Source organism: Streptomyces sp. NPDC054783, from assembly GCF_053611725.1.
The window spans coordinates 148,931-170,834 of sequence record NZ_JBSHAY010000018.1; the positions used below are offsets into that span (position 1 = coordinate 148,931).

17 protein-coding genes and 2 pseudogenes are annotated in these 21,904 nt (G+C 71.0%); 10 read left to right on the top strand and 9 right to left on the bottom strand.

What is annotated here, in order from left to right; translation table 11 throughout:
- Positions 1–114 precede the first annotated feature (114 nt).
- Positions 115–489 (bottom strand): annotated as a pseudogene (locus tag ACWGJ5_RS28515) (hypothetical protein); the annotation flags it as partial.
- 219 nt (positions 490–708) lie between these two features.
- Here ACWGJ5_RS28515 and ACWGJ5_RS28520 point away from each other — a divergent pair.
- Entirely contained in the window at positions 709–1,215 is a 507-nt protein-coding gene (locus ACWGJ5_RS28520; protein WP_453312511.1) for a nitroreductase family deazaflavin-dependent oxidoreductase, read from the top strand.
- A gap of 159 nt (positions 1,216–1,374) precedes the next feature.
- Here ACWGJ5_RS28520 and ACWGJ5_RS28525 read toward each other — a convergent pair whose 3' ends face one another.
- Positions 1,375–1,791, bottom strand: a complete 417-nt coding sequence (locus ACWGJ5_RS28525; protein ID WP_453312512.1) for a hypothetical protein — start codon at positions 1,789–1,791, stop codon at positions 1,375–1,377.
- Between the two features lie 267 nt (positions 1,792–2,058).
- On the opposite strand from ACWGJ5_RS28525, the gene ACWGJ5_RS28530 reads away from it, so the two are divergent.
- Together ACWGJ5_RS28530 and ACWGJ5_RS28535 are read left to right on the top strand one after the other, a co-directional pair.
- A complete protein-coding gene (locus tag ACWGJ5_RS28530; protein ID WP_453312513.1) occupies positions 2,059–2,268 on the top strand; it encodes a hypothetical protein in 210 nt (69 codons plus the stop codon).
- Positions 2,269–2,566: 298 nt separating this feature from the next.
- Positions 2,567–3,328 (top strand): class I SAM-dependent methyltransferase, encoded by a 762-nt coding sequence (locus ACWGJ5_RS28535; RefSeq protein WP_453312514.1) that lies wholly within the window; start codon positions 2,567–2,569, stop codon positions 3,326–3,328.
- Between the two features lie 41 nt (positions 3,329–3,369).
- On the opposite strand, the gene ACWGJ5_RS28540 is transcribed toward ACWGJ5_RS28535, so the two are convergent.
- Complete coding sequence (locus ACWGJ5_RS28540) at positions 3,370–4,062, bottom strand: flavodoxin family protein (RefSeq protein ID WP_453312515.1); 693 nt, start codon at positions 4,060–4,062, stop codon at positions 3,370–3,372.
- A gap of 456 nt (positions 4,063–4,518) precedes the next feature.
- On the opposite strand from ACWGJ5_RS28540, the gene ACWGJ5_RS28545 reads away from it, so the two are divergent.
- A complete protein-coding gene (locus tag ACWGJ5_RS28545) occupies positions 4,519–4,839 on the top strand; it encodes a hypothetical protein (protein ID WP_453312536.1) in 321 nt (106 codons plus the stop codon).
- A gap of 3 nt (positions 4,840–4,842) precedes the next feature.
- Here the strand turns inward: ACWGJ5_RS28545 and ACWGJ5_RS28550 are convergent, their stop codons facing one another.
- Complete coding sequence (locus ACWGJ5_RS28550; protein WP_453312516.1) at positions 4,843–5,241, bottom strand: heavy metal-responsive transcriptional regulator; 399 nt, start codon at positions 5,239–5,241, stop codon at positions 4,843–4,845.
- An 84-nt stretch (positions 5,242–5,325) separates the two neighbouring features.
- Here ACWGJ5_RS28550 and merB point away from each other — a divergent pair, with 84 nt between their 5' ends.
- Entirely contained in the window at positions 5,326–6,336 is a 1,011-nt protein-coding gene (merB, locus tag ACWGJ5_RS28555; RefSeq protein WP_453312517.1) for an organomercurial lyase, read from the top strand.
- Positions 6,333–6,605: a mercury transporter gene (locus tag ACWGJ5_RS28560; RefSeq protein ID WP_453312518.1), complete on the top strand. Its 273-nt coding sequence runs from the start codon at positions 6,333–6,335 to the stop codon at positions 6,603–6,605. The genes merB and ACWGJ5_RS28560 overlap by 4 nt, the downstream gene beginning before the upstream one ends.
- 27 nt (positions 6,606–6,632) lie before the next feature.
- Here ACWGJ5_RS28560 and ACWGJ5_RS28565 read toward each other — a convergent pair whose 3' ends face one another.
- Both ACWGJ5_RS28565 and ACWGJ5_RS28570 read right to left on the bottom strand, forming a co-directional pair.
- Positions 6,633–7,025 (bottom strand): nuclear transport factor 2 family protein, encoded by a 393-nt coding sequence (locus ACWGJ5_RS28565; protein WP_453312519.1) that lies wholly within the window; start codon positions 7,023–7,025, stop codon positions 6,633–6,635.
- A gap of 449 nt (positions 7,026–7,474) precedes the next feature.
- The gene (locus ACWGJ5_RS28570) at positions 7,475–8,074 is read right to left on the bottom strand and encodes a TetR/AcrR family transcriptional regulator (protein WP_453312520.1); all 600 of its coding nucleotides are present in this window, start codon (positions 8,072–8,074) and stop codon (positions 7,475–7,477) included.
- A gap of 177 nt (positions 8,075–8,251) precedes the next feature.
- Here ACWGJ5_RS28570 and ACWGJ5_RS28575 point away from each other — a divergent pair, with 177 nt between their 5' ends.
- Complete coding sequence (locus ACWGJ5_RS28575; protein WP_453312521.1) at positions 8,252–8,902, top strand: peroxiredoxin-like family protein; 651 nt, start codon at positions 8,252–8,254, stop codon at positions 8,900–8,902.
- Positions 8,903–9,065: 163 nt separating this feature from the next.
- On the opposite strand, the gene ACWGJ5_RS28580 is transcribed toward ACWGJ5_RS28575, so the two are convergent.
- Together ACWGJ5_RS28580 and ACWGJ5_RS28585 are read right to left on the bottom strand one after the other, a co-directional pair.
- Positions 9,066–9,521 carry a class I SAM-dependent methyltransferase gene (locus ACWGJ5_RS28580; RefSeq protein WP_453312537.1) on the bottom strand — a complete coding sequence of 152 codons (456 nt, stop codon included), beginning with the start codon at positions 9,519–9,521 and terminating at the stop codon, positions 9,066–9,068.
- 1,303 nt (positions 9,522–10,824) lie between these two features.
- Complete coding sequence (locus ACWGJ5_RS28585; RefSeq protein ID WP_453312522.1) at positions 10,825–11,127, bottom strand: hypothetical protein; 303 nt, start codon at positions 11,125–11,127, stop codon at positions 10,825–10,827.
- Positions 11,128–11,234: 107 nt separating this feature from the next.
- Here ACWGJ5_RS28585 and ACWGJ5_RS28590 point away from each other — a divergent pair, with 107 nt between their 5' ends.
- Together ACWGJ5_RS28590 and ACWGJ5_RS28595 are read left to right on the top strand one after the other, a co-directional pair.
- Positions 11,235–19,289 (top strand): alpha/beta fold hydrolase, encoded by an 8,055-nt coding sequence (locus ACWGJ5_RS28590; RefSeq protein WP_453312523.1) that lies wholly within the window; start codon positions 11,235–11,237, stop codon positions 19,287–19,289.
- A gap of 7 nt (positions 19,290–19,296) precedes the next feature.
- Positions 19,297–19,512: pseudogene (locus ACWGJ5_RS28595) on the top strand (hypothetical protein); the annotation flags it as partial.
- Positions 19,513–19,711: 199 nt separating this feature from the next.
- Here the strand turns inward: ACWGJ5_RS28595 and ACWGJ5_RS28600 are convergent.
- On the bottom strand, positions 19,712–20,974 hold the full coding sequence (locus tag ACWGJ5_RS28600; protein ID WP_453312524.1) for an MFS transporter: 1,263 nt from the start codon (positions 20,972–20,974) through the stop codon (positions 19,712–19,714).
- 609 nt (positions 20,975–21,583) lie between these two features.
- On the opposite strand from ACWGJ5_RS28600, the gene ACWGJ5_RS28605 reads away from it, so the two are divergent.
- Complete coding sequence (locus tag ACWGJ5_RS28605) at positions 21,584–21,820, top strand: hypothetical protein (protein WP_453312525.1); 237 nt, start codon at positions 21,584–21,586, stop codon at positions 21,818–21,820.
- Positions 21,821–21,904: the final 84 nt, after the last annotated feature.

The window sequence follows — 21,904 nt, forward strand, 5'->3', positions numbered from 1 at the left end:
CGGCCGTGGCATCGGAGCAGGAGGGGACGGAACGAGCCGCCAAGATCCCAGGCTCAGGTGGCACCGTCCATGTACAGCAGCAGCTGATCACCGGGCGCGAAGCCCACACGACAGGGCTTCGGCCTTGCCCTGCACGTCATACACGATCACCCGGATACCGTGCGGCCAGGCCACATCCCGTACAGGTCGCCTCCGAAACGCGCCTCGCCACCGCCGAGGTGTACGGCACCGGCGCCTGAAGACGGCCCGCAGCCCGCGGCACAGGCCGCAGCATCACCCGCTGGTCCACCTCCGCGATCGACCGCACACTGGCCAGCTCCGCCTTCCTCGTGCGAGCGCATTGTGCAGCGGCCGCGATGGCTGCTGCGGTGGCCCCGGCGACCGACGCCATCGCGGTGAATCCCCGTCGTTGCTTGAACAGCCCGTCGCACAAACTGAGACCTCACGCACCAGCAGCCACACCGCACCCGTCAGCGCCGTACGCCGCCACCGGCAGCCATGACGACGACACGGAACCGGATGTCGGCCTGTGCACGGTCACGACGTCCTCCAACGGACCAGCAGCTGCTGAGAACCGCCTGGTTTCTTCCGCCCCAGAGGCTCACACCCTTAGACTGTGCAAGGGTTCTGGCGGCCGGTGCTTCCTGCCTCGGCGCTTTACCCAAGCACGGCCGAGAGCCGATGTGTCCGACTCTCCGGAAGGCGAAGATGCCCCGCAGACAGACCGCATCGGAGCGGCCTCGACTTCCCGTCGGCTGGCGACGCTTCGCCGCACGGCTGCCGATCGTCGTCTTCCGCACGGGGCTGGGATGGATCTTCGGCAGGCGACTCCTCCTGCTGCACCACACAGGCCGGGTCACCGGACTGGATCGCCGAGTGGTCCTGGAAGTGGTCGAGCATGAGCCCGCAAGCGGCAGCTGGACCGTCGCCTCCGGCTTCGGCACGAGGGCAGCCTGGTACCGCAACCTGCGCACACGGCCGAAGACCGTCATCCAGGTGGGCAACCGTCACCACGCCGTCACGGCGCAGTTCCTCGCCCCGGACGACGGCGCCGAGATCATGGCGCGCTACGCCCGCAGGCACCCCCGGACCGCACGCCGCCTGTGCGCGTTCATGGGCTTGCCGTCGGACGGCGGCGAAGCCGCGTTCCGGGAGGCCGGCAGGCTCATTCCGTTCGTGCGGCTGGGCATCGGCACTGGTACCCGGGCGCCATAACCCGTGCGAGAAGCGCACCGTCCGGGCCTTGCACCTGCGGGGAACACGAGAGGTCGCCGCAGGTCAGGGGGATGTGACCTCCTGGGAAGTCGCCACGCCGAGGTTCTGCCGGCTCACACGACGGGCGGCGCCGAAGCCTCGCTTGAGCAGGCAGCGTGGTCACCCGGGGGGCTCTGGGCCGTCGGCCTTCCCGAACTTGCGATGCCAGCGCCGGGCGTCCAGGTTATGCCACAACTCCCCGAGTTGGATCTGAGCCTGGGTGAGCCCGGTCTCCCCGGCCAGTTCCTTCGGGCCGATCCTCCCTCGGCGGGCCTCAACCGCACGACCGATCTTGCCTGCCCACAGCTCGGCATCCACGAACGGCCGCTGTTCGTACACGTCGACCAGCCCAGCCAAATGTTCGCGGGAACACGCGGTCAGCCACCGTGTCCCGTCCTTTTTCGGGTCATGACCATGAATCACCGATGAATCCGGCACCAGCGCATGGACCTCGGTCCGACCCGAGATCTTTGTCCCGCACAGACCACATAGCTCCGGCGGGACCTCACCCTCGCCCGATCCACCGTCATCGGCCATCTGTCCTTCCTACCTCTCCACCACGACGGCTGAGCGCTACGACGCTCTGACCTGGACAGACGAACCGCGGAGTTCGAAATGGACACCGCCCCCGTGGGCGACTTTCATCGAGCATGAGGTCTGCTGCTGCCGAAGGTGACGGTGGTGCCGTCGAGCAGAAGGACGCCTGCGGCGAACAGCGACCCTTTTTTACGGACCCACCAGCTTTGCCCTGTGCAAAGATGGTGTCAGAACCTCGACGGACGGACCACCTCCAGGAGGTCGGCCATGGACGCAGAGCACGCCCGTTGCGTCCCTTGCTCGTTTCTCTGCCTCGACTGCGGGCACGGCTGGGACAGTACGTACGACATCGACATGACGGTGGACGAACACGACCGGATCACCCCCGTCTACCACCTGGACGGCAGACAGTCCCCCCGCTGTCCCGCCTGCAAGAACCACGAGGTCCGCATCGTTCGGCAGAGGCGCGTTCCGTAGACACGTCCCCGGTGAGCCATGACGAGGGTGAAAGCGGCTCGTGCCGCCGCGCCCCCGGCAGAAGCGCCGGGAAGCAGCGAAGTCTGAACGCGAAGGCCACTGTGGTGGCATCGAAGAGCACGCCATCGTTCGTCGGCCATCGGCCGAGGTGGACGCTGTCGGACAGCCCGGTCAGCGGAGCCGACAGGAAGGCGGGGACGCGCGGGTAGGAGATCCACGGCAGCGTCGGCGGCGCGGTGCCGCAATCATCGGGTCGGTGGTGGTCGAATGTTCGGTGCGGGGAAGCGAAGATGAGGGGATGACCGCCAGCGCACGCGCCCAGTCGTTCGATCTAGCCACGGCCCAGTACGCGGCGAGCCGGCCTTCTTACCCAGCCGCGCTCTTCGACTCCATTGAGGAGTTCGCAGGCTGTCGCCTCGCGGGTTCTCGGGTTGCCGACGTCGGCGCCGGCACCGGAATCGCGACCGCGCTGTTGCGGGAGCGGGGTGCCGATGTGATCGCCGTCGAGCCGGGTGAGGCCATGGCTGGTGAGTTCCACCAGGCGCTCCCGGACGTGCCGGTCGTGAGGGGTGACGGTAACGCTCTGCCCCTGGCCGAGGCTTCCTCCGACCTGATCACGTATGCGCAGTCCTGGCAGTGGACCGACACCGGCCGGTCCGTCCCGGAGGCGTTGCGTGTCCTGCGAGCGGGCGGTGCGCTGGCGATCTGGTGGAACACCACGGCCTTCGACGTACCGTGGATCCGCGAGCAGCACGAGCGCATCGCGCGCCACTGCGGGGTGAAGCCAAGGTCTGCGGTGCGCCCTTCGGACAGCGACGCCATCCGGCTGGCGGGCCTGACAGGTCTGCGGGTTGCGCGCCGTCAAGTGCGCTGGAGCCGCACCGTCTCTCTGGACGTGCACCTCGCCAACATCGGCAGCCGCTCGGCATTCCTCGTCCTTGAAGAGGCCGCACGTCATGCGTTTTTCGCCGACGAGCGTGAGCGGCTCAGCAAGGATTTCTCCGACGAGAAGGTGGAAGAAACCTACGTCGTCGACCTCCTGGTGGCCCTGCGCCCCTGACCGAATCCGACGGCCGCACGCGACGTGCGTTCGGCATGTCGCTACCGGTGCTCGGGGTTCTCGTAGTCGCGGCGACAGCCGGCGTCCCACGCGGCGCGCTGGTTGCCGTAGGCGGGGATGCCACCGATGTCCTTCAGCGCCCGGGCCAGGTGGAGCTCCGGGCCGCCCGAGCCGGGGTCGAGATACGAGGGGCCCGGGCCCGCCTCGCCGATCCACCCGGCGTCCGCCTGGGGCGGGATCGTGTAGCCCAGGTGCTGCAGGCTGTAGAGGACGTTCATGGCGCAGTGCTTGACGCCGTCCTCGTTGCCGGTGACCAGGCAGCCGCCGACGCGGCCGTAATAGGCGTACTGTCCGGCTTCGTTGAGCAGGCTGGAGCAGGCATAGAGGCGTTCGATCACCTGCTTCATGACGGAGCTGTTGTCGCCCAGCCAGATGGGGCCGGCCAGCACGAGGATGTCGGCCGCCAGGACCTGCTGGTACAGGTCCGGCCAGGCGTCCGTCTGCCAGCCGTGCTCCCTCATGTCGGGCCACACCCCGGTGGCGATGTCGTGGTCCACCGCCCGTACGACGTCGACGTGCACTCCTTGGGCGTCCAGGATGTTGGTGCTGCGTTCGATCAGGCCCTTGGTGTTGCTCGTCTCCGGCGATCGTTTGAGGGTGCAGATGATCAGCAGGGCACGCAGGTCGTCGTACCGCGCCGGCGGTGCGTCGGTGTCAGGCGGCGTAGCGGTCACACGGTCCTCCCAGAGCTCTGCCGCCGACCACCTGCGCACGGCGACTCGTCCACTTCGCCCAGCCTGCGGGCCGACCCTGGCAGCCGCCACCACGACGCCTCCGAACGGCCGCTGCCCTCACTGCACCGCGCCCTCGACAGCGCGGGCGTCTCTGTGATCGCCTATCCCGTCGCCCACCCCGAGAACCTGCGCCTGACCGACCGCCGAGGCACCCTCAGTGACCCGTTCTGACCTGCCGGCCAAGGGAGCGAACGACGCCCGATCCGCCCGGACGGCATCCGGCGACGCCCCGCCGAGCGCGCGCCCGGCACCGATCACGGCCATCCTGGATCCAGCGGCGGGACGGGCGGTCTGGAAGCCCGGCCGGGACGACGACGAGACGGCGGCGCTATGGCGACCGACGTGACAGTGCGGCGTGTGATCCCGCTGCCACCCGAGCAGGTGGCGGCATACGCCATGGACTGGCGTCACGTCGCCGAGTGGACCCAGGGCATCCGCACAGCGGAACTGACCCGGCGGGCCGACAGCGGCGGGTTCGGGAGGGGCGCCGACGTGACCCGCACGGCGCACTTCCTGGGCTGGCTCTGTTTTCACGGGATTCGACAGCGCTTGTTCACGCCGTTGGGCGGCGTCCGACTGGTGCCCTGTTCGATGTTCATGAGGAGCGAAAGCACCCTCGGTGGACAGGCCGTCGGCCGGTGCCCACCCACCTCCCGTCCCGGGTCGAGGGCGCAGAAGATTCTCATTGCTGCGCCGAGGCGCGCTCGCTGCCTGTGAGGTTCAGCTGCGGGTGAGGATTGTGCAGATGTCGGCTTCGGTGCAGGTGCTGGGGTCGGTGTCGGCGGCCCGGTCGGCGAGGGCGAGCAGGGCGGTGCGGGTCTTTCGGAGGTCGGCGAGGCGCTGGTCGATGTCGGCGAGGTGGTGCTGGATGAGGTCGGCGACGTGGGTGCAGGGGGCCTGGCCGCTGTCGCGCAGGTCGAGGATGCCGCGGATCTCCGCGAGGGTGAGTCCGGCGGCCTGGGCATCGCGGATGAACCCGAGTCGGGAGGCGGTCTCGGTCGGGTAGTCGCGGTAGCCGCCGGGGGTGCGCGGTGGCGCGGTGAGCAGGCCGAACTGCTCGTAGAACCGGATGGTCTTGGCGGTCAGGCCGCTGGTGGCCGCGAGGTCGCCGATGCGCATGCTCCCAGGCTAACGCTTGACCTTCCAGTGCGCTGGAAGGTCTACGGTCGGTGACAGCAGACCTGGAAGGGAAGGAACGGCCTGATGCGGATCACGGTGTTGACGGTGCCGGACTGCCCGAATGCACCGGTGGTGCGGGAGCGGATCGAGGCCGCGCTCGCCGGCCGCCCGGTCCCGGTCGAGCTGGTCGAGGTGAGCGACCAGGAGCAGGCCGCGCGGAGGGGCATGACCGGCTCGCCGACCGTCCTGGTCGACGGCATCGACCCGTTCGCGGTGGCGGGGGCCGCGCCGAGTGTGTCATGTCGCCTGTATCGCGGCGCGGACGGCTCCGTCGACGGAGCCCCGAGCGTGGCGGACCTGCGCCGGGCCCTGGACTGGGCGGGCGCTGCGCCCGCCGCCGGGGACGGGCGCAGCGGCGACGTGGACTGGCTGGACCCGGTCGGACGCGGTGGGCGAGGTCGGCTCGCTCCGGCCGAGCGGGGGCTGCGCGCGGTGCAGCAGCAGGTGCTGCGGCATTTCGCCGCCACCGGCCACGCCCCGGAGGCCGGGGTACTGGAGCCCGTTGTGGGCCGGTTCGGGCGTGCTGCCGGCGAGGTGCTGGCCGAGCTGGCCGCGCAGGACTTCCTCACGCTGGACGACGAGGGCCGGATCCGGGCCGCCTACCCGTTCTCGGCGGTGCCGACCGCGCACCGCGTCACGGTCGCGGGCGGGACCCAGGTGTGGTCGATGTGCGCGATCGACGCGCTGGGCATCCCCGCCATGCTGGCCCAGGACGCGGTGATCACCTCCGCCGACCCGGTCACCGGCGAACCGGTCGCCGTCACCACGACCGGCGGACGGACGCGGTGGCAGCCGGAAAGCGCGGTGGTGTTCGTGGGTCGCCGCTGCTGCGCGGGACCGGCCGCCGACGTGTGCTGCGACGCGCTGAACTTCTTCACTGGCAGCGCCACCGCCCAACGGTGGGCCGCCGAGCACCCGGACGTCGTCGGCCAGATCCTGGACCGGGCCGACGCCGAGCAGCTTGGTGCGCAGATCTTCGGCCACCTGCTCGCCGACGACTGCTGCCCTCCCGCCCGAGCCAGGACCGCATCATGAAGCCCCCGCCAAAGCGCCCAACCGGGCCGGCGACCACCCGGACCACAGCTGCGGCCATCGCCAGGACGGACGCGGTGGCCGCCCTGGTCGTGTGCTGCGCCGGGCCAGGGCTGCTCGCCGCCGGGGTGCTGGGCGCGATCGGGGCCCTGCTCTCGAATCCCTGGATGATCGCCGCCGCGCTGCTGCTCGCCGCCGGCACGGTTGCCTGGCGGCTCCGCCGCCACCGGGCCTGCGATCGCAAGAACCACCCTCGACCCGGAGACCGGTGACGTCGGGCCTCGCGTTCCCGATCGTGGTCAGGCCGGCGAGGCAGTGGTGTCGGCGACGGCGAGGGCTTCCTCGCGGGTCGGATAGCCGCGGATGTCGATGATCAGTCCGTCGGCGAGGCGGAAGGTCTGGAACACCTGGTCGGGCCGCTCGCCGTCCGACCCCTGCCCGGGGCCGGTCAGGGCCAGGCCCAGGACGACGGGGCGCTCGCGCACCAAAGTCTCGGTCACCTGCGCGCGCACCCCGGCCGCCTGGGCGCGGCCGTACCAGGCCAGCACGTCGCCGCGGGAGTGGCAGGTCTGTGGCGTCTCGTCCTCGCCGCCCCAGCGCACCCACGGGTCCAACAGCGACGCGAACAGCACGGGGTCCCCCGCGGTGAACGCGGCACGCAACCGGGTGGCGACCTCGTGCGGTTCAGGCATCGTATGTTCTCCTTCTCCGCGGTCAGGCTGTCGCGGCCAGGGCCTGCTCCCGGGTGCGGTACTGGCGCATCCGCACGATCCTTCCCGCGCGCACCGTCACCAGCGTGGCCCGCGCAGCGTCGTCAGGACAGACCCGCTCCTGCGGTCGGGCCTGTCGAATCCCGTGAACAGTTCGAATCTCTGGTGTCCTACCACTGCTGCCCAAAGCCGTGAACAAGTGCTGTCCGTTCTCGTGAACAGAGCCAACGTCGAACTGGCCGGGTGGATCGACGAGGGCCGTGCCTTCGCGGCGAGTCTGCCACCCAAGTGACGGCGCCCGTCGATCCGTGCTGCGCGGTGTCACGCGGCCAGGACTCGGTATCGCTTCCCTGCAAGCGGGCGGTTCGGCGACTGCGCGAAGCAGAACCCGGGCATCCGTGAAATCGGCCGGGCTGTACGGTGTTTGGGTATCACACGGCGGCCGACCGGCCGATTGATGCCAAGGCCACGGTCACGGTGTTGCTCAGCGTTTTCGCATCGGCGCCCGCGCGTGAGCGCAGGTTGACGCCGTAGGCGAGCAGGGCAAGCAGGTCGGCCGCCGCGCCCGGATCGGTGCCGTCGGCCAACTGCCCCTCGGTCTGGGCCGTGACGAGTGCCGTGTACATCGCCTCTCGCAGCTCCCCGTGGTGCTGGTCGAGGATGGCACGTACGCGAGCGTCGCCGTTCTCCACACCGGCGTGCGCGTTGGAGACCAGGCAGCCCCAGCGGGCGTACTCGCCCGAACACCGGGCGTTGATCAGGCCGTCGAAGAACTCCGCGATGGCGGGCAGTCCCCGTTCGTCCTCCGCGAGCCGGCGGAACATCGGCTGGGACCGCTGTTCGAGATAGCGGCGCAGTGCGGCGAGGTGGAGCTCCTGCTTTCCGCCGAACGTTGCGTACAGGCTGGAGCGGTTGAGGCCGGTCGCGGCCACGATGTCCTGGACACCGGTTGTGGCCACGCCCTGCTGCCAGAACAGCCGCACCACCGTGTCCAGGGCCGCGTCCGGATCGAAGTGCTTGATGTCTGGCATGTGCCTCACCCGCCATCTTGAAATGATGATTCCAAGATACTCCGCACGGGCCGCTACGCCCGGCCGCATTTCTCCTGGCGCGCAGACATATCCTGGCGTTATCTTGGAACGACCGTTTCAAGTTTGGAGCGGGGCGTCAGCCTCGCACCGCCCATCAATCGGGAGGAAGGGCACACCATGACCAGCCTCAACGCCGAACTGCGCGCCTTCTACGAATCCCGCCAGCAGCACATCCCCGCCGAGGTACGGCAGGTCATGCAGCGGGCCGGCCGGGAACTGGCCGACTCCGAGCCGGCCGACCGCGCCCTCACCGTCGGTGACCAGGCCCCCCTCTTCCGCCTGCCCTCCGCGACCGGACAGACGGTGGCGCTGGACGACCTGCTCGCCGAGGGGCCGGTGGTACTGACCTTCTACCGCGGCGCCTGGTGCCCCTACTGCAACATCGCCCTGCGCGGCCTGCAGCAGCGCCACACCGACATCACCGCACGCGGCGCACGCCTCGTCGCCGTCTCGCCCCAGATCCCCGACGAGTCCCTGTCCCTCACCGAGAAGCACAGCCTGGCCTTCGACGTCCTCAGTGATGTCGGCTCCGACACGGCCAAGCAGTACGGCCTCGCCTTCGACCTGCCCGACGACCTCGCCACTGTCTACGACAAGCTCGGCTTCGACCTGCAGCGCGTGAACGACGGCCACCCGCGCACCCTGCCGCTGCCCGCCACTTACGTCATCGACCGCGATGGCGTCATCCGCTGGGCCTTCGTCAACACCGACTACACCACCCGCGCCGAACCGTCCGACATCATCGCTGCCCTGGACGCACTGAGCTGAGGCACAGTAAAGGTGCGGTTCGCTGTCCGAACCCCAGGCGGACAGCAAGGGCGGGTCATCGTCCACCATCGGACAGCAGGCGATGACTTGCACCGCGCAGTGGGTAATCGCGCATCCGACAAGCTGCCGTCAACAGCGAGCGCTTGGATGTCTCGCGCCGCCCTCAGCCGCTGCGAGTGGCCCACACTTCGGCGAAGGCACCCCGGTCCACCTGCTCGATCGTGAACCCGGCACCAGCGACAACGCGAGCAAAGTCTTCCGGATCCCAGACGGAGTACCAACGCCTGCCGTCGGGCTCGTCGAGCCAGCCCGTTTGCCCTTCGGACTTCAGGCACACGTACAGCCTGCCACCCCGTCGCAACAGCCGAGCGAACTGGTCCAAGACGACCACGGTCTCGTCCCTGAGGAGATGAACGAGGGACGCGGACGCCCAGATCCCGTCGAACATACCGGCGGGATACCGGCTCCCGATCCCGCGGAGATCACCCTCGGTGGTCGGCGCATGGGCATTGGCCATCGCGACGAACGCAGGATTGAGATCGATGCCGCGGGCGACGTGCCCGTGCTCGACGAACCGAGCCAGATCGCGCCCCGGACCGCACCCAGCATCCAGGATCAGCGACGGCGCCGGGAGCCAGCCCGCGAACCGCTCGACCGGTCGGCCATCTTCGCGATGTGCGCGGCCTCATAGTCAGCCGCGTGCTCCGTGTAAACGGCGACGGACTGAGCGGCCGGATCGAGCATCCGGTCCTTGTCCCGCGACGTCATGGTCCTCCGATCCCCACCAGCAAGCCGCCTTCCCCAGCGGCTGACCTCCGCCGATCACATACTGCCGGCTTCGCTGGTCCGGCAGCTGCGCACGACCGCAGTCGCTTGAGCGGGATCGGGACCCTGAGTGGTTCCGGGGGCAGCCGCTCCCCCCTTCTCCAAGTGCTCCTGCAATGGCGCCCTTCCGGCCAGCTCGCGCTTCCAGGCATCTCCTGCCTTTCAGCCACCCGGAGGAGCGCTCGCACCTCCGAGCCGACAGCGTGCGCATAGCGTGCCCATAAGACCGGTAAACCACGGTCAACAGCGGTGCGATCACGCGCCCTCGCACTCCACGCCAGAGCGCACAAGCCCAGGTCAGACTCTGTCCAACTCCCCAAGCGCCGTCGCTTCCCAAGCTGATGGCTCGGTGCCTGCCTTGACTCGATCGGTAGGCGCTGATCGGCTTGACCCATGGCCGTGGACCCGAGCGAGTACGACAAGGCAATGCCGATCGTGGCAGCCCACCTCGCAAAGATCGAGCGGGCGGTTACCCGGACCCGCGCCTCACATGCGGGACAGCCGTTCGCAGCGGTCCATCAGGCATTGGCCGAAGCGCTGCAAGACGAGGGCGCCCAACGCGTCGTGGCCCAGGTCGTTGAGGAGTTGGCGCGCCAGATCTCTGGGGCAGTTACCGGCCCCTCAGGAACTGTGGGGTGAGTGTCCAACTGCGTGACAACGCCCGCGCACAGCGGTGGACACCCACGGATGCACATGGACCGTCGCCGCAGGTGAGCAGTGCCCTGGCCCAAGGTCGAGCGCCTGCTCAAGTCACTTCGGGGCGAAGAGGCCGCACGTCCAAAGCCCGGCACCCGACCTGAGCCAGGAAGATGCAGCTCACGGGGTGATCCCGGGCAGGCCAAGGGGCATTGGGCGCGGTCGGGATTCGACCCTACAGTTCCGGAACATGCATCAACTGAGGAAGCTCAGCCGTACCTGACGGTTGGGATTATCCCTGTTCGTATCCGCCAACCTCCGTTGAGGCAACCCCGCTGCCACCGGCACGCCCGGCGGCAGCGGCCAACCTGTCGAGGATTGCCCGCTGCCTCTCCTGCCGTGTGGTGCGCAGGGGCGGGCGTGGTGCAGGGCCCGCCCCTGCGTTCGTCCGCGCCGGCAGGTCAGGGCAGGTGCCACACCTGGGTGGACAGCCCGTTGCAGTCGTAGAGCTGGACCTTGCTGAAGTCAGCCGTGGCGTTCTTGTCGATGTCGAGGCACTTGCCGGTGGTGCCCGGACCCGTGACGGCGGCCGCCGTGCGAACGGTGATGTCGCTCCAGGACGTGGTAGTGCCGCAGTCGCGCAGTGCGACGGAACCGTGGGAGAAGGCGCAGCCGCTCAGGCTGGGGCAGGCGGGGTTGCTCCAGGAGCCGGACGGCGCTCCCTGGACGGAGACGACGCAGCCGGAAAGAACCGCACAGCACATCCGTGGACCTACCTGACCGAGCACGTGGTACGCCCAGGGCGCGCCCCGTTGTGCGTGCGGTCGACCGACGTACTGTTTGCCTGACCAACGTTGTCAAAGGGGTGGGGATGCCTGAGTTCCAGGGCGAGTTGGTGCGTGCGCTGCCCGGCACGTTGCGGAGGCACTCGGCCCGGCTGGGAGGCAAGACCGCCTACCGCGATGCCCGTCGGTCCGTCACCTACCGGGAGCTCGAAGAACGCACGGGCCGGCTGGCCGGGCATCTCGCACGGCTCGGGGTTCGGCGCGGGGACCGCGTCGCCCTCGCCCTCGGCAATCGCGTGGAGCTGGTGGAGGCATGTCTCGGCGTCCTTCGCGCCGCGGCGGTAGGCGTGATGCTCAACCCCGGTGCTTCCGACGCGGAGTTGGCCCACTTCCTTGACGACAGCGGCGCGACCGTCGTCCTCACCGAGGAGGAACTGCTGCCACGCGTCACCCCGCTGGCATCCACCCGGCCCGGGACGCGAGTGGTCGCCGTCGGCCAGGGCGGCGTGCCGCACCATGCGCTCGGGTTCGAGGACCTGGTCGGCACGGATCCGGGCCGCCCACCCCGCGACGACCTCGGCCTCGACGACCCCGCCTGGATCCTGTACACCTCGGGCACCACCGGGGAGAGCAAGGGCGTCGTCTCCACACAGCGCTCCGCGCTCTGGTCGGTGGCGGCGGCCTACGTGCCGGCATACGGGCTGGCGGAGAGTGACCGGCTGCTGTGGCCCCTGCCGATGTTCCACTGCTACGCCCACTCGCTGTGCCTGCTCGGGGTGGTCTCGGTCGGTGCCAGCGCCTATCTGCTGGAGCGGGGCGGGAACGTCACCGAGGCGCTCACCACCGAGCCGTTCACCATGGTGGCCGGGGTCCCGGCCACCTACCGTCTGTTGCTGGACTCGCTGCGACGGACACCGGCCGCCGTGCCCTCCTCCCTGCGGGTGTGCGTCACAGCGGGCGCACCCTGTCCTCCCGAGCTGAAGGCCGAGGTCGCCGGCGTACTCGCCGCCCCGCTGCTCGACGGCTACGGCTCCACCGAGACCTGCGGCAAGATCGCCGTCAACCGGCTCGACGGGCCCCGCGACGACGACTCCAGCGGTCCTCCGCTGGAGGGGCTCACCGTCCGGCTGGCCGACCCGCACACCAGTGCCGAGCTCGGCGACGGGGACGAGGGGGAGATCTGGGTCCGCGGTCCCAGCCTGATGACCGGCTACCACAACCGTCCCGACGCCACGGCCGAGGTGTTCACCGACGGCTGGTACCGCACCGGAGACCTCGGCCGACGCCTGCCGCACGGCTCTCTCCGCGTCACCGGCCGGGTCAAGGAGCTGATCATCCGGGGCGGTCAGAACGTCAACCCGTCCGAGGTGGAGCAGGCGTTGCTCCTCTGCCCGGACATCACTGACGCTGCCGTGGTCGGCAGACCGCACGACGTCCTGGGCGAGGTACCGGTCGCCTTCGTCGTCCCGGGACCCGATGGCATCGACACGGCGCGGGCGCTCGAGGTCTGCCGGGAGCGGCTGTCCGGGTTCAAGGTGCCGGACGAGGTCTACGAGACCGAGTCCGTACCCCGCACCCCCTCCGGCAAGATCGTCCGGGCGGCGCTCGCCGAGCAGCTGGCGCAGCGGCTCGCGGCGGAGCGGCAGACCGCCTCGGCCGAACTCCGCGCGCGGCTGTCGGCGGTGCCCGACGCCGTCCTCGACCTGGTGCTCGAGCACACGGCGCGGACAGCCGACGTGCCCGCGCAGGACCTGGATCCCGACCGGCCGTTCACCGCGCTCGGGCTCACCTCGCTCGGCGGTGTGCTGCTGCGCGACCGGCTGGGCACCGCGGCCGGTCTCGATCTGCCCGCGACGCTCGTGTTCGACCACCCCACACCCGCCGCCGTGGCACGACTCGTGCACGACGCGCTGCGCGGCGAACACCGCGCCGTGGCGACCGGCACGTCCAGCGGCGGAACGGGCACCGAGCCCGGGGAGCCGATCGCCGTCGTATCCATGGCCTGCAGATATCCGGGCGGCGTGGAGTCCCCGGAGGATCTGTGGCGGCTACTCGCGGACGGCATCGACGCGACCTCCGACTTCCCCGCGGACCGCGGCTGGGACGTGGCCGGGCTGTACGACCCCGATCCCGACAGTCCCGGCACCTCCGTCACCCGCCGGGGCGGCTTCCTGCACCGGGCCGCCGAATTCGACGCCGCGTTCTTCGGCATGTCGCCCCGTGAGGCACTGGCCACCGATCCTCAGCAGCGGTTGCTGCTGGAGACCGGCTGGGAGCTCCTGGAGCGGGCGGGCCTCGACCCGTCGGGGCTGCGCGACAGCGACACCGGTGTGTTCGTCGGTGTCATGCACAGCGACTACGCGGGGCGTCTGCTGCACCAGGCGGGGCACGAGCTGGAGGCCCATCTCGCCCTCGGATCGGCGGGCAGCGTGGCCTCCGGCCGGATCGCGTACACCCTGGGCCTGCGCGGGCCGGCCGTGACCGTGGACACGGCGTGCTCGTCCTCGCTGGTGGCGATCCACTCGGCCGCGCGGGCCCTGCGCGGCGGCGAGTGTTCGCTGGCCGTCGCCGGCGGGGTGACCGTGATGGCCACGCCCGCGCCGTTCCTGGCGTTCAGCAGGTTGCGCGGACTGGCCCCGGACGGCCGGTGCAAGCCGTTCTCCGCGGCAGCGGACGGCACCGCCTGGGGCGAGGGCGTCGGCCTGGTACTGCTGGAGCGGCTGTCCGACGCACGGCGCAACGGGCATCCCGTGCTGGCCGTCCTGCGCGGTTCGGCTGTCAACTCCGACGGCGCCTCCAACGGTCTGACCGCGCCCAACGGGCCCGCTCAGCAACGGGTGATCCGGGCGGCACTCGCCGACGCGGGGCTGTCCCCGGCGGATGTCGACGCCGTCGAGGCCCACGGCACCGGCACCGCGCTCGGGGACCCGATCGAGGCACAGGCGCTGCTGGCCGCATACGGTCCGGACCGGCCCGCCCAACGCCCCCTGTGGCTGGGCTCGTTGAAGTCCAACCTCGGTCACACGCAGGCCGCGGCCGGAGTCGGCGGCGTCATCAAGACGGTCCTGGCGATGCGGCACGGCATCCTCCCGCGCACCCTGCACGCAGACGAGCCGTCGCCCCGGGTGGACTGGTCGTCGGGCAGCGTACGGCTGCTGACCGGACAGGAGGAGTGGCGGCCGGAGGCCGGGCGTCCCCGCCGGGCCGCCGTGTCGGCGTTCGGGATCGGCGGAACCAATGCGCACGTGATCCTGGAGGAGCCCGAGCCGGCGCGGGCCGCCGTGCAGACGCGCCGTGGCCGGGCGGCCACACCTCCGCTGCTGCTTTCCGGCGCGAGCCCGGCCGCCTTGCGCGCTCAGGCCGAACGGACCGCCGCCGCCCTGCGCGAGCGTCCCGGACTCGACCCGCTCGACGTGGCGTTCACCCACGCCACCGCCCGGGCCGCACTCCCCCACCGGTCCGCGCTCGCCGCCGACGACCGCGCGAGCCTGCTGAGTGCCCTGGACGCCCTGGCCGAGTCAGCCGGGCCGCACGCGGGCGCCGCCGGCCGACTCACCCTGCTGTTCACCGGCCAGGGTGCCCAACACACGGGTATGGGCCGGGAGTTGTACGTGGCCTTCCCGGTCTTCGCCGCCGCCTTCGACGCCCTGTGCGAGCGCTTCGACGCCCATCTGGACCGCCCGCTGCGCCCGGTGCTCTGGGAAGCCGACGAGGGCCGCTTGCTGGATCGTACGGACTTCGCCCAGGCCGCGCTGTTCGTCTTCGAAGTGGCCGCGTTCCGGCTGCTGGAGTCCTGGGGTGTGCGGCCGGACTTCCTGGCCGGGCACTCCGTCGGCGAACTGGCCGCGGCTCACGCGGCGGGCATCTTGTCCGAGCAGGACGCCGTGCACCTGGTCGCCGCCCGGGGACGGTTGATGCGGGAGCTGCCCGGGGGCGGCGCAATGGTGGCGCTGGACGCCACCGAGGCGGAGGTGGCACGCAGGCTCACCGACGGCGTCGGGATCGCGGCCGTGAACGGCCCGCGCGCGGTCGTCGTCTCCGGCGCAGAAGAGCCCGTCCTCGCGCTCGCGCATGAGTTCGCCGCGTGCGGACGCCGTACCACCCGACTTCGGGTCAGCCACGCCTTCCACTCCGCGCTGATGGAGCCCATGCTCGCCGAATTCGGCCGTGTCGCAGGAGAGTTGACCTACCACACGCCTCGCATACCGGTGCTCTCGGGCCTGACCGGCCGACCGGCTACCACCGATGAGCTGCTCTGCGCCCACTACTGGGTACGGCACGCCCGGGAATCCGTGCGCTTCGGGGACACCGTGCGGTGGCTGGCGGACGAGGGCCGGGTGACGGCCTTCGCCGAGATCGGTCCGGATACACAGCTCACGGCCCAGACCATGACGAACCTCGCCGGCTCCGGCGACGGCCTCCTGTGCACGGCCATCGCCCGCCGCCCCGCCGCCGGGCCCGAGCCGCGGACGCTGTTCGCCGCGCTGGGCCGGCTCCATGTTCACGGCCTGCCGGTGGACTGGCGGCGCGTGTACGCGGACAGCGGCGCCCGCCACGTCGCCCTGCCGACCTACCCCTTCCAACGGCAGCGCTACTGGCTGCCCGGCACCACCACCGACGCCGGCGCCGCTCACGGCCACCCGGTGCTCACCCAGTCGACCACCGTGCCGGGCACGGACCGCCTGCTGTGCGGTGGGCTGCTGTCCGGTGCGGCCCAGCCGTGGCTGCGTGACCATGTCGTCGCCGGACACACTCTCGTGCCCGGCGCCGCGTTCGCGGACATGGTGCTGCAAGCAGGCGACGCGTGCGGTCTCGACGTACTGGAGGACCTCGTCCTCCTGGCCCCGCTGCCGCTGCCCGCCGCCGACCGGGACCGGATCCAGGTCCAGGTGGTCGTGGGAGAACCGGACGGCACCGGTCGCCGTACCGCTGACGTGTACAGTCGGCCTGAGGACTCCGGCGCACTCGGCGCCTGGACCCACCACGCGAGCGGGCGGCTCGGCCCCGCCGTCGAGACCCGGGACCAAGCGGCGGCCGCGCCGGCCGCATGGCCGCCGCCGGACGCCACGGCCGTCGATCTCACCGGCGCCTACGAGCGGCTGGCCGCCGCCGGCCATGCGTACGGGCCGACGTTCCGGGGCGTCAAGGCCCTCTGGCGGCGCGGCGAGGAACTGTTCGCCGAGGTCGGCCCGGTGCCGGGGGCGGAGGCCCGGCGCCACGCCATCCATCCGGCGCTGCTCGACGCCGCCCTGCACGCCGCGCTGCTCATCGACCCGCCCGACGGCCAGGTCCGGATGCCGTTCGCCTGGCGAGGGATGGCGTTGTACGCCGGCGGGGCCACGGAGTTGCGCGTACGGATCAGGACGGCCGGTCCCGACACGGTCGGCGTGGACCTCGCCACACCCTCCGGTGCGCCGGTTGCCCTTCTGGAATCGCTGACCACGCGCCCGGTCCCGCACACGGGCGCCGCACCGGTCAGAGACCTGTACCGGCTGCGCTGGACGGGTCTGCCGGTCCCGGCGCAAGCAACCCGCCTGTCGGTGACGGACCCCGACGACCTGGGCCTGGCCGGGGTGCTCTCACCGGAGGGTGTGGCGGGCACGGGGGCGGCGTCCCGCGCCGAGGACGTACCGGAGGTCGGCGTGGCGGCCCGGGCGGCAGACGAACCGGATGTCGTCGTAGCCTCCCTGTCCACCGGCGCCCCCGAGGGCGAGGACCCCGCCGCCGCTGCGCAGGCGCTCGCGCTGCGGGCCTTGGAACTGGCGCGGACGCGACTCACCGGCTCCGGACGGCTGGTAGTGGTGACGCGGGGTGCCGCCGACGAGGCACCGGACCTGCCCGCGGCCACGGTCTGGGGACTGCTGCGGACCGCACAGGCGGAGTATCCCGGGCGCCTCACACTCGTGGACGTGAACGGCAGCCCCGAGTCGCTGCGGCTGGTGCCCGCTGCCGTGGCCACGGGCGAACCGCAACTGTCCATCCGTGAGGGCCGTTTCGGCGTCCCGCGGCTGACGGCCGCCGACCCGCCCGCAGCCGGGGCGTCGTTCGGCCGGGGCGCCGTCCTGATCACCGGGGGCACCGGGTCCCTGGGCGCACTGCTGGCCCGGCACCTGGTCGGCCGGCACGGGGTGCGGCGTCTGCTGCTCGTCAGCAGGCGTGGACCGGGGGCGCCCGGTGCGCCGGCCCTGCGGGCCGAACTGGAGCGGACGGGCGCACAGGTGGACCTGGTGGCCTGCGACACCGCCGAGCGCACCCAACTGAAGGAGCTGATCAAGGAGTTCGGGCCCGACCTCACCGCCGTGGTGCACACGGCCGGAGTCCTGGACGACGGTGTGCTGGAGGCGCTGACGCCCGAACGACTGGCCGCCGTCCTGAGGCCGAAGGTCGACGCGGCCTGGCACCTCCACGAGCTGACGAAGGACCTGCCCCTGACGCACTTCGTCCTGTTCTCCTCGGCAGCCGGTCTGCTGGGCAACCCAGGCCAGGCCAACTACGCCGCGGCGAACTCCTTCCTGGACGCGCTCGCCGCGCACCGCGCCGCGCTCGGCCTGCCCGCCCTGTCGCTGCTCTGGGGACCGTGGGCCGACGCGGACGGCATGGCGGCCCGCACCGGCCGGGTCCACGGCGGTGCGGTACGCCCGGTCTCCCCGGAACAGGCCCTGGCGTTCTTCGACGCCGCGCTGGCCGGCGCCGAGCCGGTTCTGGCGCCGCTGCCGCTGGACCGTACGCCCGGAGCGCTCGCCGCCGGAACACCCGTACCACCGCCGCTGCGCGGGCTACTGCGTCCGGCCCGGCCCACGGCGTCGTCCGATCCGGCCGGGGACGACGCCCCGGGCGGAACCGAGGGCGCCTGGCGTGACCGGCTGGCTGGTCTGCCCGTCTCCGAGCGGATGACGACGCTTCAGGAGCTGATCCGCGCCGAGGCCGCCGTGGTGCTCGGTCACACGGACGCGAGCGCCGTCGACCGCGGCTTTCTCGAACTAGGCCTCGACTCGCTGATGAGCGTGCTGCTGCGCAACCGGGTGAGCCTGCTGGCCGGGGTGCCACTGGCGGCCACCGTCGTGTACGACAGGCCGAGCGTGGAGGAGCTCGCCGCCCATGTGTACGAGGAGTTGAGCGATGCCCTCCCCGAACGGGCGCCGGACGGGCCGGACAGGGACGTGCCCGCCGCGGCACAGCCCATCGGCGGCCCCGCCTCCTCGCCGCTCGTTGCGCCTCCGGCACCGGCTGTGGCGAGTGCAGCCACTTCACAGGCCCCGCGCCCATTCCCCTCGCCCGCCCGGCGCGCTACGCGCGACCCTCGCGCCGGTCAGTCCCTGCCGACCCTCTACCGGAAGGTCTGCGAGACGGGCGAGGTGGTCTCGGCCATGCACCTGCTGGTGACCGCCTCCCTCGGTGCGCCCTCCTTCGGCAGCGACGACGCCGGCCGGCACGAGCTGCCGCCGCTGCGCCCGGCCACCGGCGCGGGCGGCCCGGCGCTCGTCTGTGTCCCGGGCTTCGCCCCCAACCTGGGGCGGCCCTGGCACGCGGGGCTCGCCGCCTGCTTCGACGGTGAGCGGGACGTGTTCGAGCTGCGGCACCCCGGTGTCGACGACGGGGACGCCGTGGCCAGGGATCTGGAGACACTGGCCGGGCTGCACGCGGCCACGGTGCGGCGTCACCTTGGCGGCCGCCCGTACGTCGTCGTGGGCCACTCCATGGGCGGTACGGTGGCGCACGCGGTCACCGAACGGCTGGCGGCCGACGGCGATCCGCCGGCCGGGCTTGTTCTGGTGGACACCTACCACATCACGCCGGCCCGGGAAGCCGAACCCTGGTTGCTGGCCCTGCCCGCGCGGATGCCTCTGGCCATGGGCGAGCGGTTCGACGGCGCGGTGGACGACCTGACGCTGCTGTCGCTGGGCGCGTACACCCGGATGTTCCGCGGCTGGCGGCCACAGCCGACGGGCGTGCCCATCCTGTTCGTACGGGCCACACAGCCGTTGCCGGACATGCCGGAGCGGTGGCGGTCCGTCTGGCCGGGTGCCCATGACACGGCGGACGTCCCCGGCAGCCATCTGAGCATGCTCGAGGAAGACGCGCGCACGACGGCCGCGGCGGTACGCGACTGGATCGGAGCACTCGGCTCGACGGCCGACTGACTGACGCCTGCCGCGATGCCGCCGTGTTACGTCCCCGCAGCCCGGCGCACCGCCCGTACTGCCGCCGCTCGAGCCGGAGGCGGCCGAGGCTGTGGCGCCCTGCCGCCCGCCCGTGGCGTCACGCCCGTTGACGGCGGAGGAGGCAGAGAAGACCGCCCGCGTGTTCAAGACGCTGAGCGATCCGGTGCGGCTGCGGTTGTTCTCAGCGGTGGCGTCGCACGAGTGACCGCCTCGAAACTACCCGAGGAACGACAGACGCACCTGACGGTTGGCATTGTCCCGGTTCGTATCCGCCAACCTCCGTTGAGGCAACCCTCAGCGTAGTGACCGATCCCGTAATCCGGCACGCGTCGTGGCTGACGTTCGCCTGATGGCTGTCGCATCATCGGGGTCGGCAACGCGCCGCTACGGCAGTGCCAGGGCTACACAGTGTCGGTCGCTGCGGCGCTCGGGGCCTGCGTGCCCATGCTGCCGAACCGAACGCCCTTGGCCTCCTTACCGACAGCGCTCAGCACGATGACCATGGCCAAGGCGGGAGCTACGGTCCACGCCATCGCCGCCGGATAACCGTGATGCCCGGCGAGTGACTCCTGGACCGGCAGGTTGAGGGCCGCGATCAGGTTGCCGAGCTGGTAGGTGACGCCCGGGTAGAAGCCCCGGATCGCATCCGGGCTCACCTCGGTCAGGTGCGCCGGGATGACGCCCCAGGCTCCCTGTACACACACCTGCATCAGGAAGGAAGAGACCATCAGCCAGCCCACAGTGGTGGACAGCACGAAGAAGGGCACCACGACCAGCCCCGCAGCCGCGGCGATCATGATCGTACGACGGCGGCCCAGCCTCTCGGAGTAGGCGCCGAGCAGCACGCCTCCGATGATGGCCCCGAGGTTGTAGACCACAGCGATGGCGATCGACGTGTCCGCGGTCAGCCCCAGACCCTTCTTCACGAAGGTCGGGTAGATGTCCTGGGTGCCGTGCGACATCCAGTTGAAGGCGGTCATCAGCGCCACCAGGTACACGAAGCGCCGCAGCACCGTCGGGTTCTTGAACACCTGGTAGGCGGGGGTGCGGTTGAGCCGGACGCTCTTCTCCCACACCTCGCTCTCCCCCACCCGGGTGCGCACCCACAGCGCGACCAGCGCGGGCACCAGGCTGAAAGCGAACAGCCCACGCCACCCGAAGGCAGGCTCGATGACGAAGAATGCCACCGCGGCGAGGAGGTAGCCCAACGAGTAGCCGCTCTGCAGCAAGCCCGACCAGAAGCCGCGCCTGGCAGCGGGGATCTTCTCCATGGCCAGCGCCGCGCCCAGGCCCCACTCGCCGCCCATTCCAATGCCGTACAGCAGGCGCAGCACCAGCAGCACGGTGTAGTTCGGCGCGAAGGCGCAGGCGAACCCGACCACCGAGTAGAAGAGCACGTCGGTCATGAGCGGGAGACGGCGACCCCGGCGGTCCGCCCACACACCGAAAAGCAAGGCACCGACCGGCCGCATGACCAAGGTGGCAGTCGTGAGGAAGGCCATGTCGGTGAGGGAGACATGGAAGTCGTCGGCTATCTCGCTGTAGACGAGTACCACCAGGAAGTAGTCGAAGGCGTCCATCGCCCAGCCCAAGTAGGCGGCGACGAAGGCATTGCGCTGGTCCTTGGTGAGACCCGCTGCCTGCTCTCGGACGGTCCTCAGCATGCCGGCCCTCCCACGGTCCGCAGGTGAAGGTTGGGTTCGATCAGCCAAGCGGACATCGCAAGGGCAAGCAAAGTCCGGGCTCACAATTACACAGAACCGCCGCCCAGTTCACAGACCGCCCTCCGGCGTGGCAGAAGGTCACTCGCCTGTGGGTGGACCCAAACGCGCCCTACGAGTGGGTGATGCCGGAGGATGAGATGGTCACCGCGGGCGCGAGAAGCCGACTCTTCAGCAGACGCGTCGCAAGGGCCCGTCGGCATTCACCATTCGAAGGTCTTCCACTCCTGTTGAGGGACGCGGCCTTCGAGCGGTCGTCTCGCATTCCAGGGCGGATTCCGGCACCCGCTCGGTGAGCATCTGCCGAACCAGCCCTCGGCCGTGCCCCTACACCTCCCCAGGGGCAAGGGCACGTTTCGGTATCCCCGGGCACACCCCCAGGTCATGCCGACCGGACGGTACTAGCCTCTGCGCACAACTTCCCCGTCCGGACACAGAGACCCCGGAGTCCGGTCCACCCAGCCGAACAGTGCTCGTGCCCGCCGCACCGCAGGGCGTGCACTGTCCGCACCCACCGCACCGGGCCCCGAGCCCGACCCCAGGAGCCGCCGCATGATTGTGCTGGTGGCCACCCCGGCACTGATCCGGGACTTCTCTCCACAGCTCGGCCGAGCCACCGCGATGGGCTACTGGACCATGGGCCCGGTCATCGGGAGCCCGGTCGTCACCGTCGTCACCAGCAGCACCCTCCCCGGCGCATCCGCACCCCCGGTTCACCGCATGGGCGGCCGGGAAGATCACGGTTCCGGGCCGTCCCACGCTCGACTGTGCCCTCGCCCGACGCGGTGAACGTGGCCCTCTCCTGCGCCCATGACACCGTTGCGGTCCCCTGTCTCGGCCCCCTCGGCTTGCCCCCGTGGCCGTCAAAGGGCG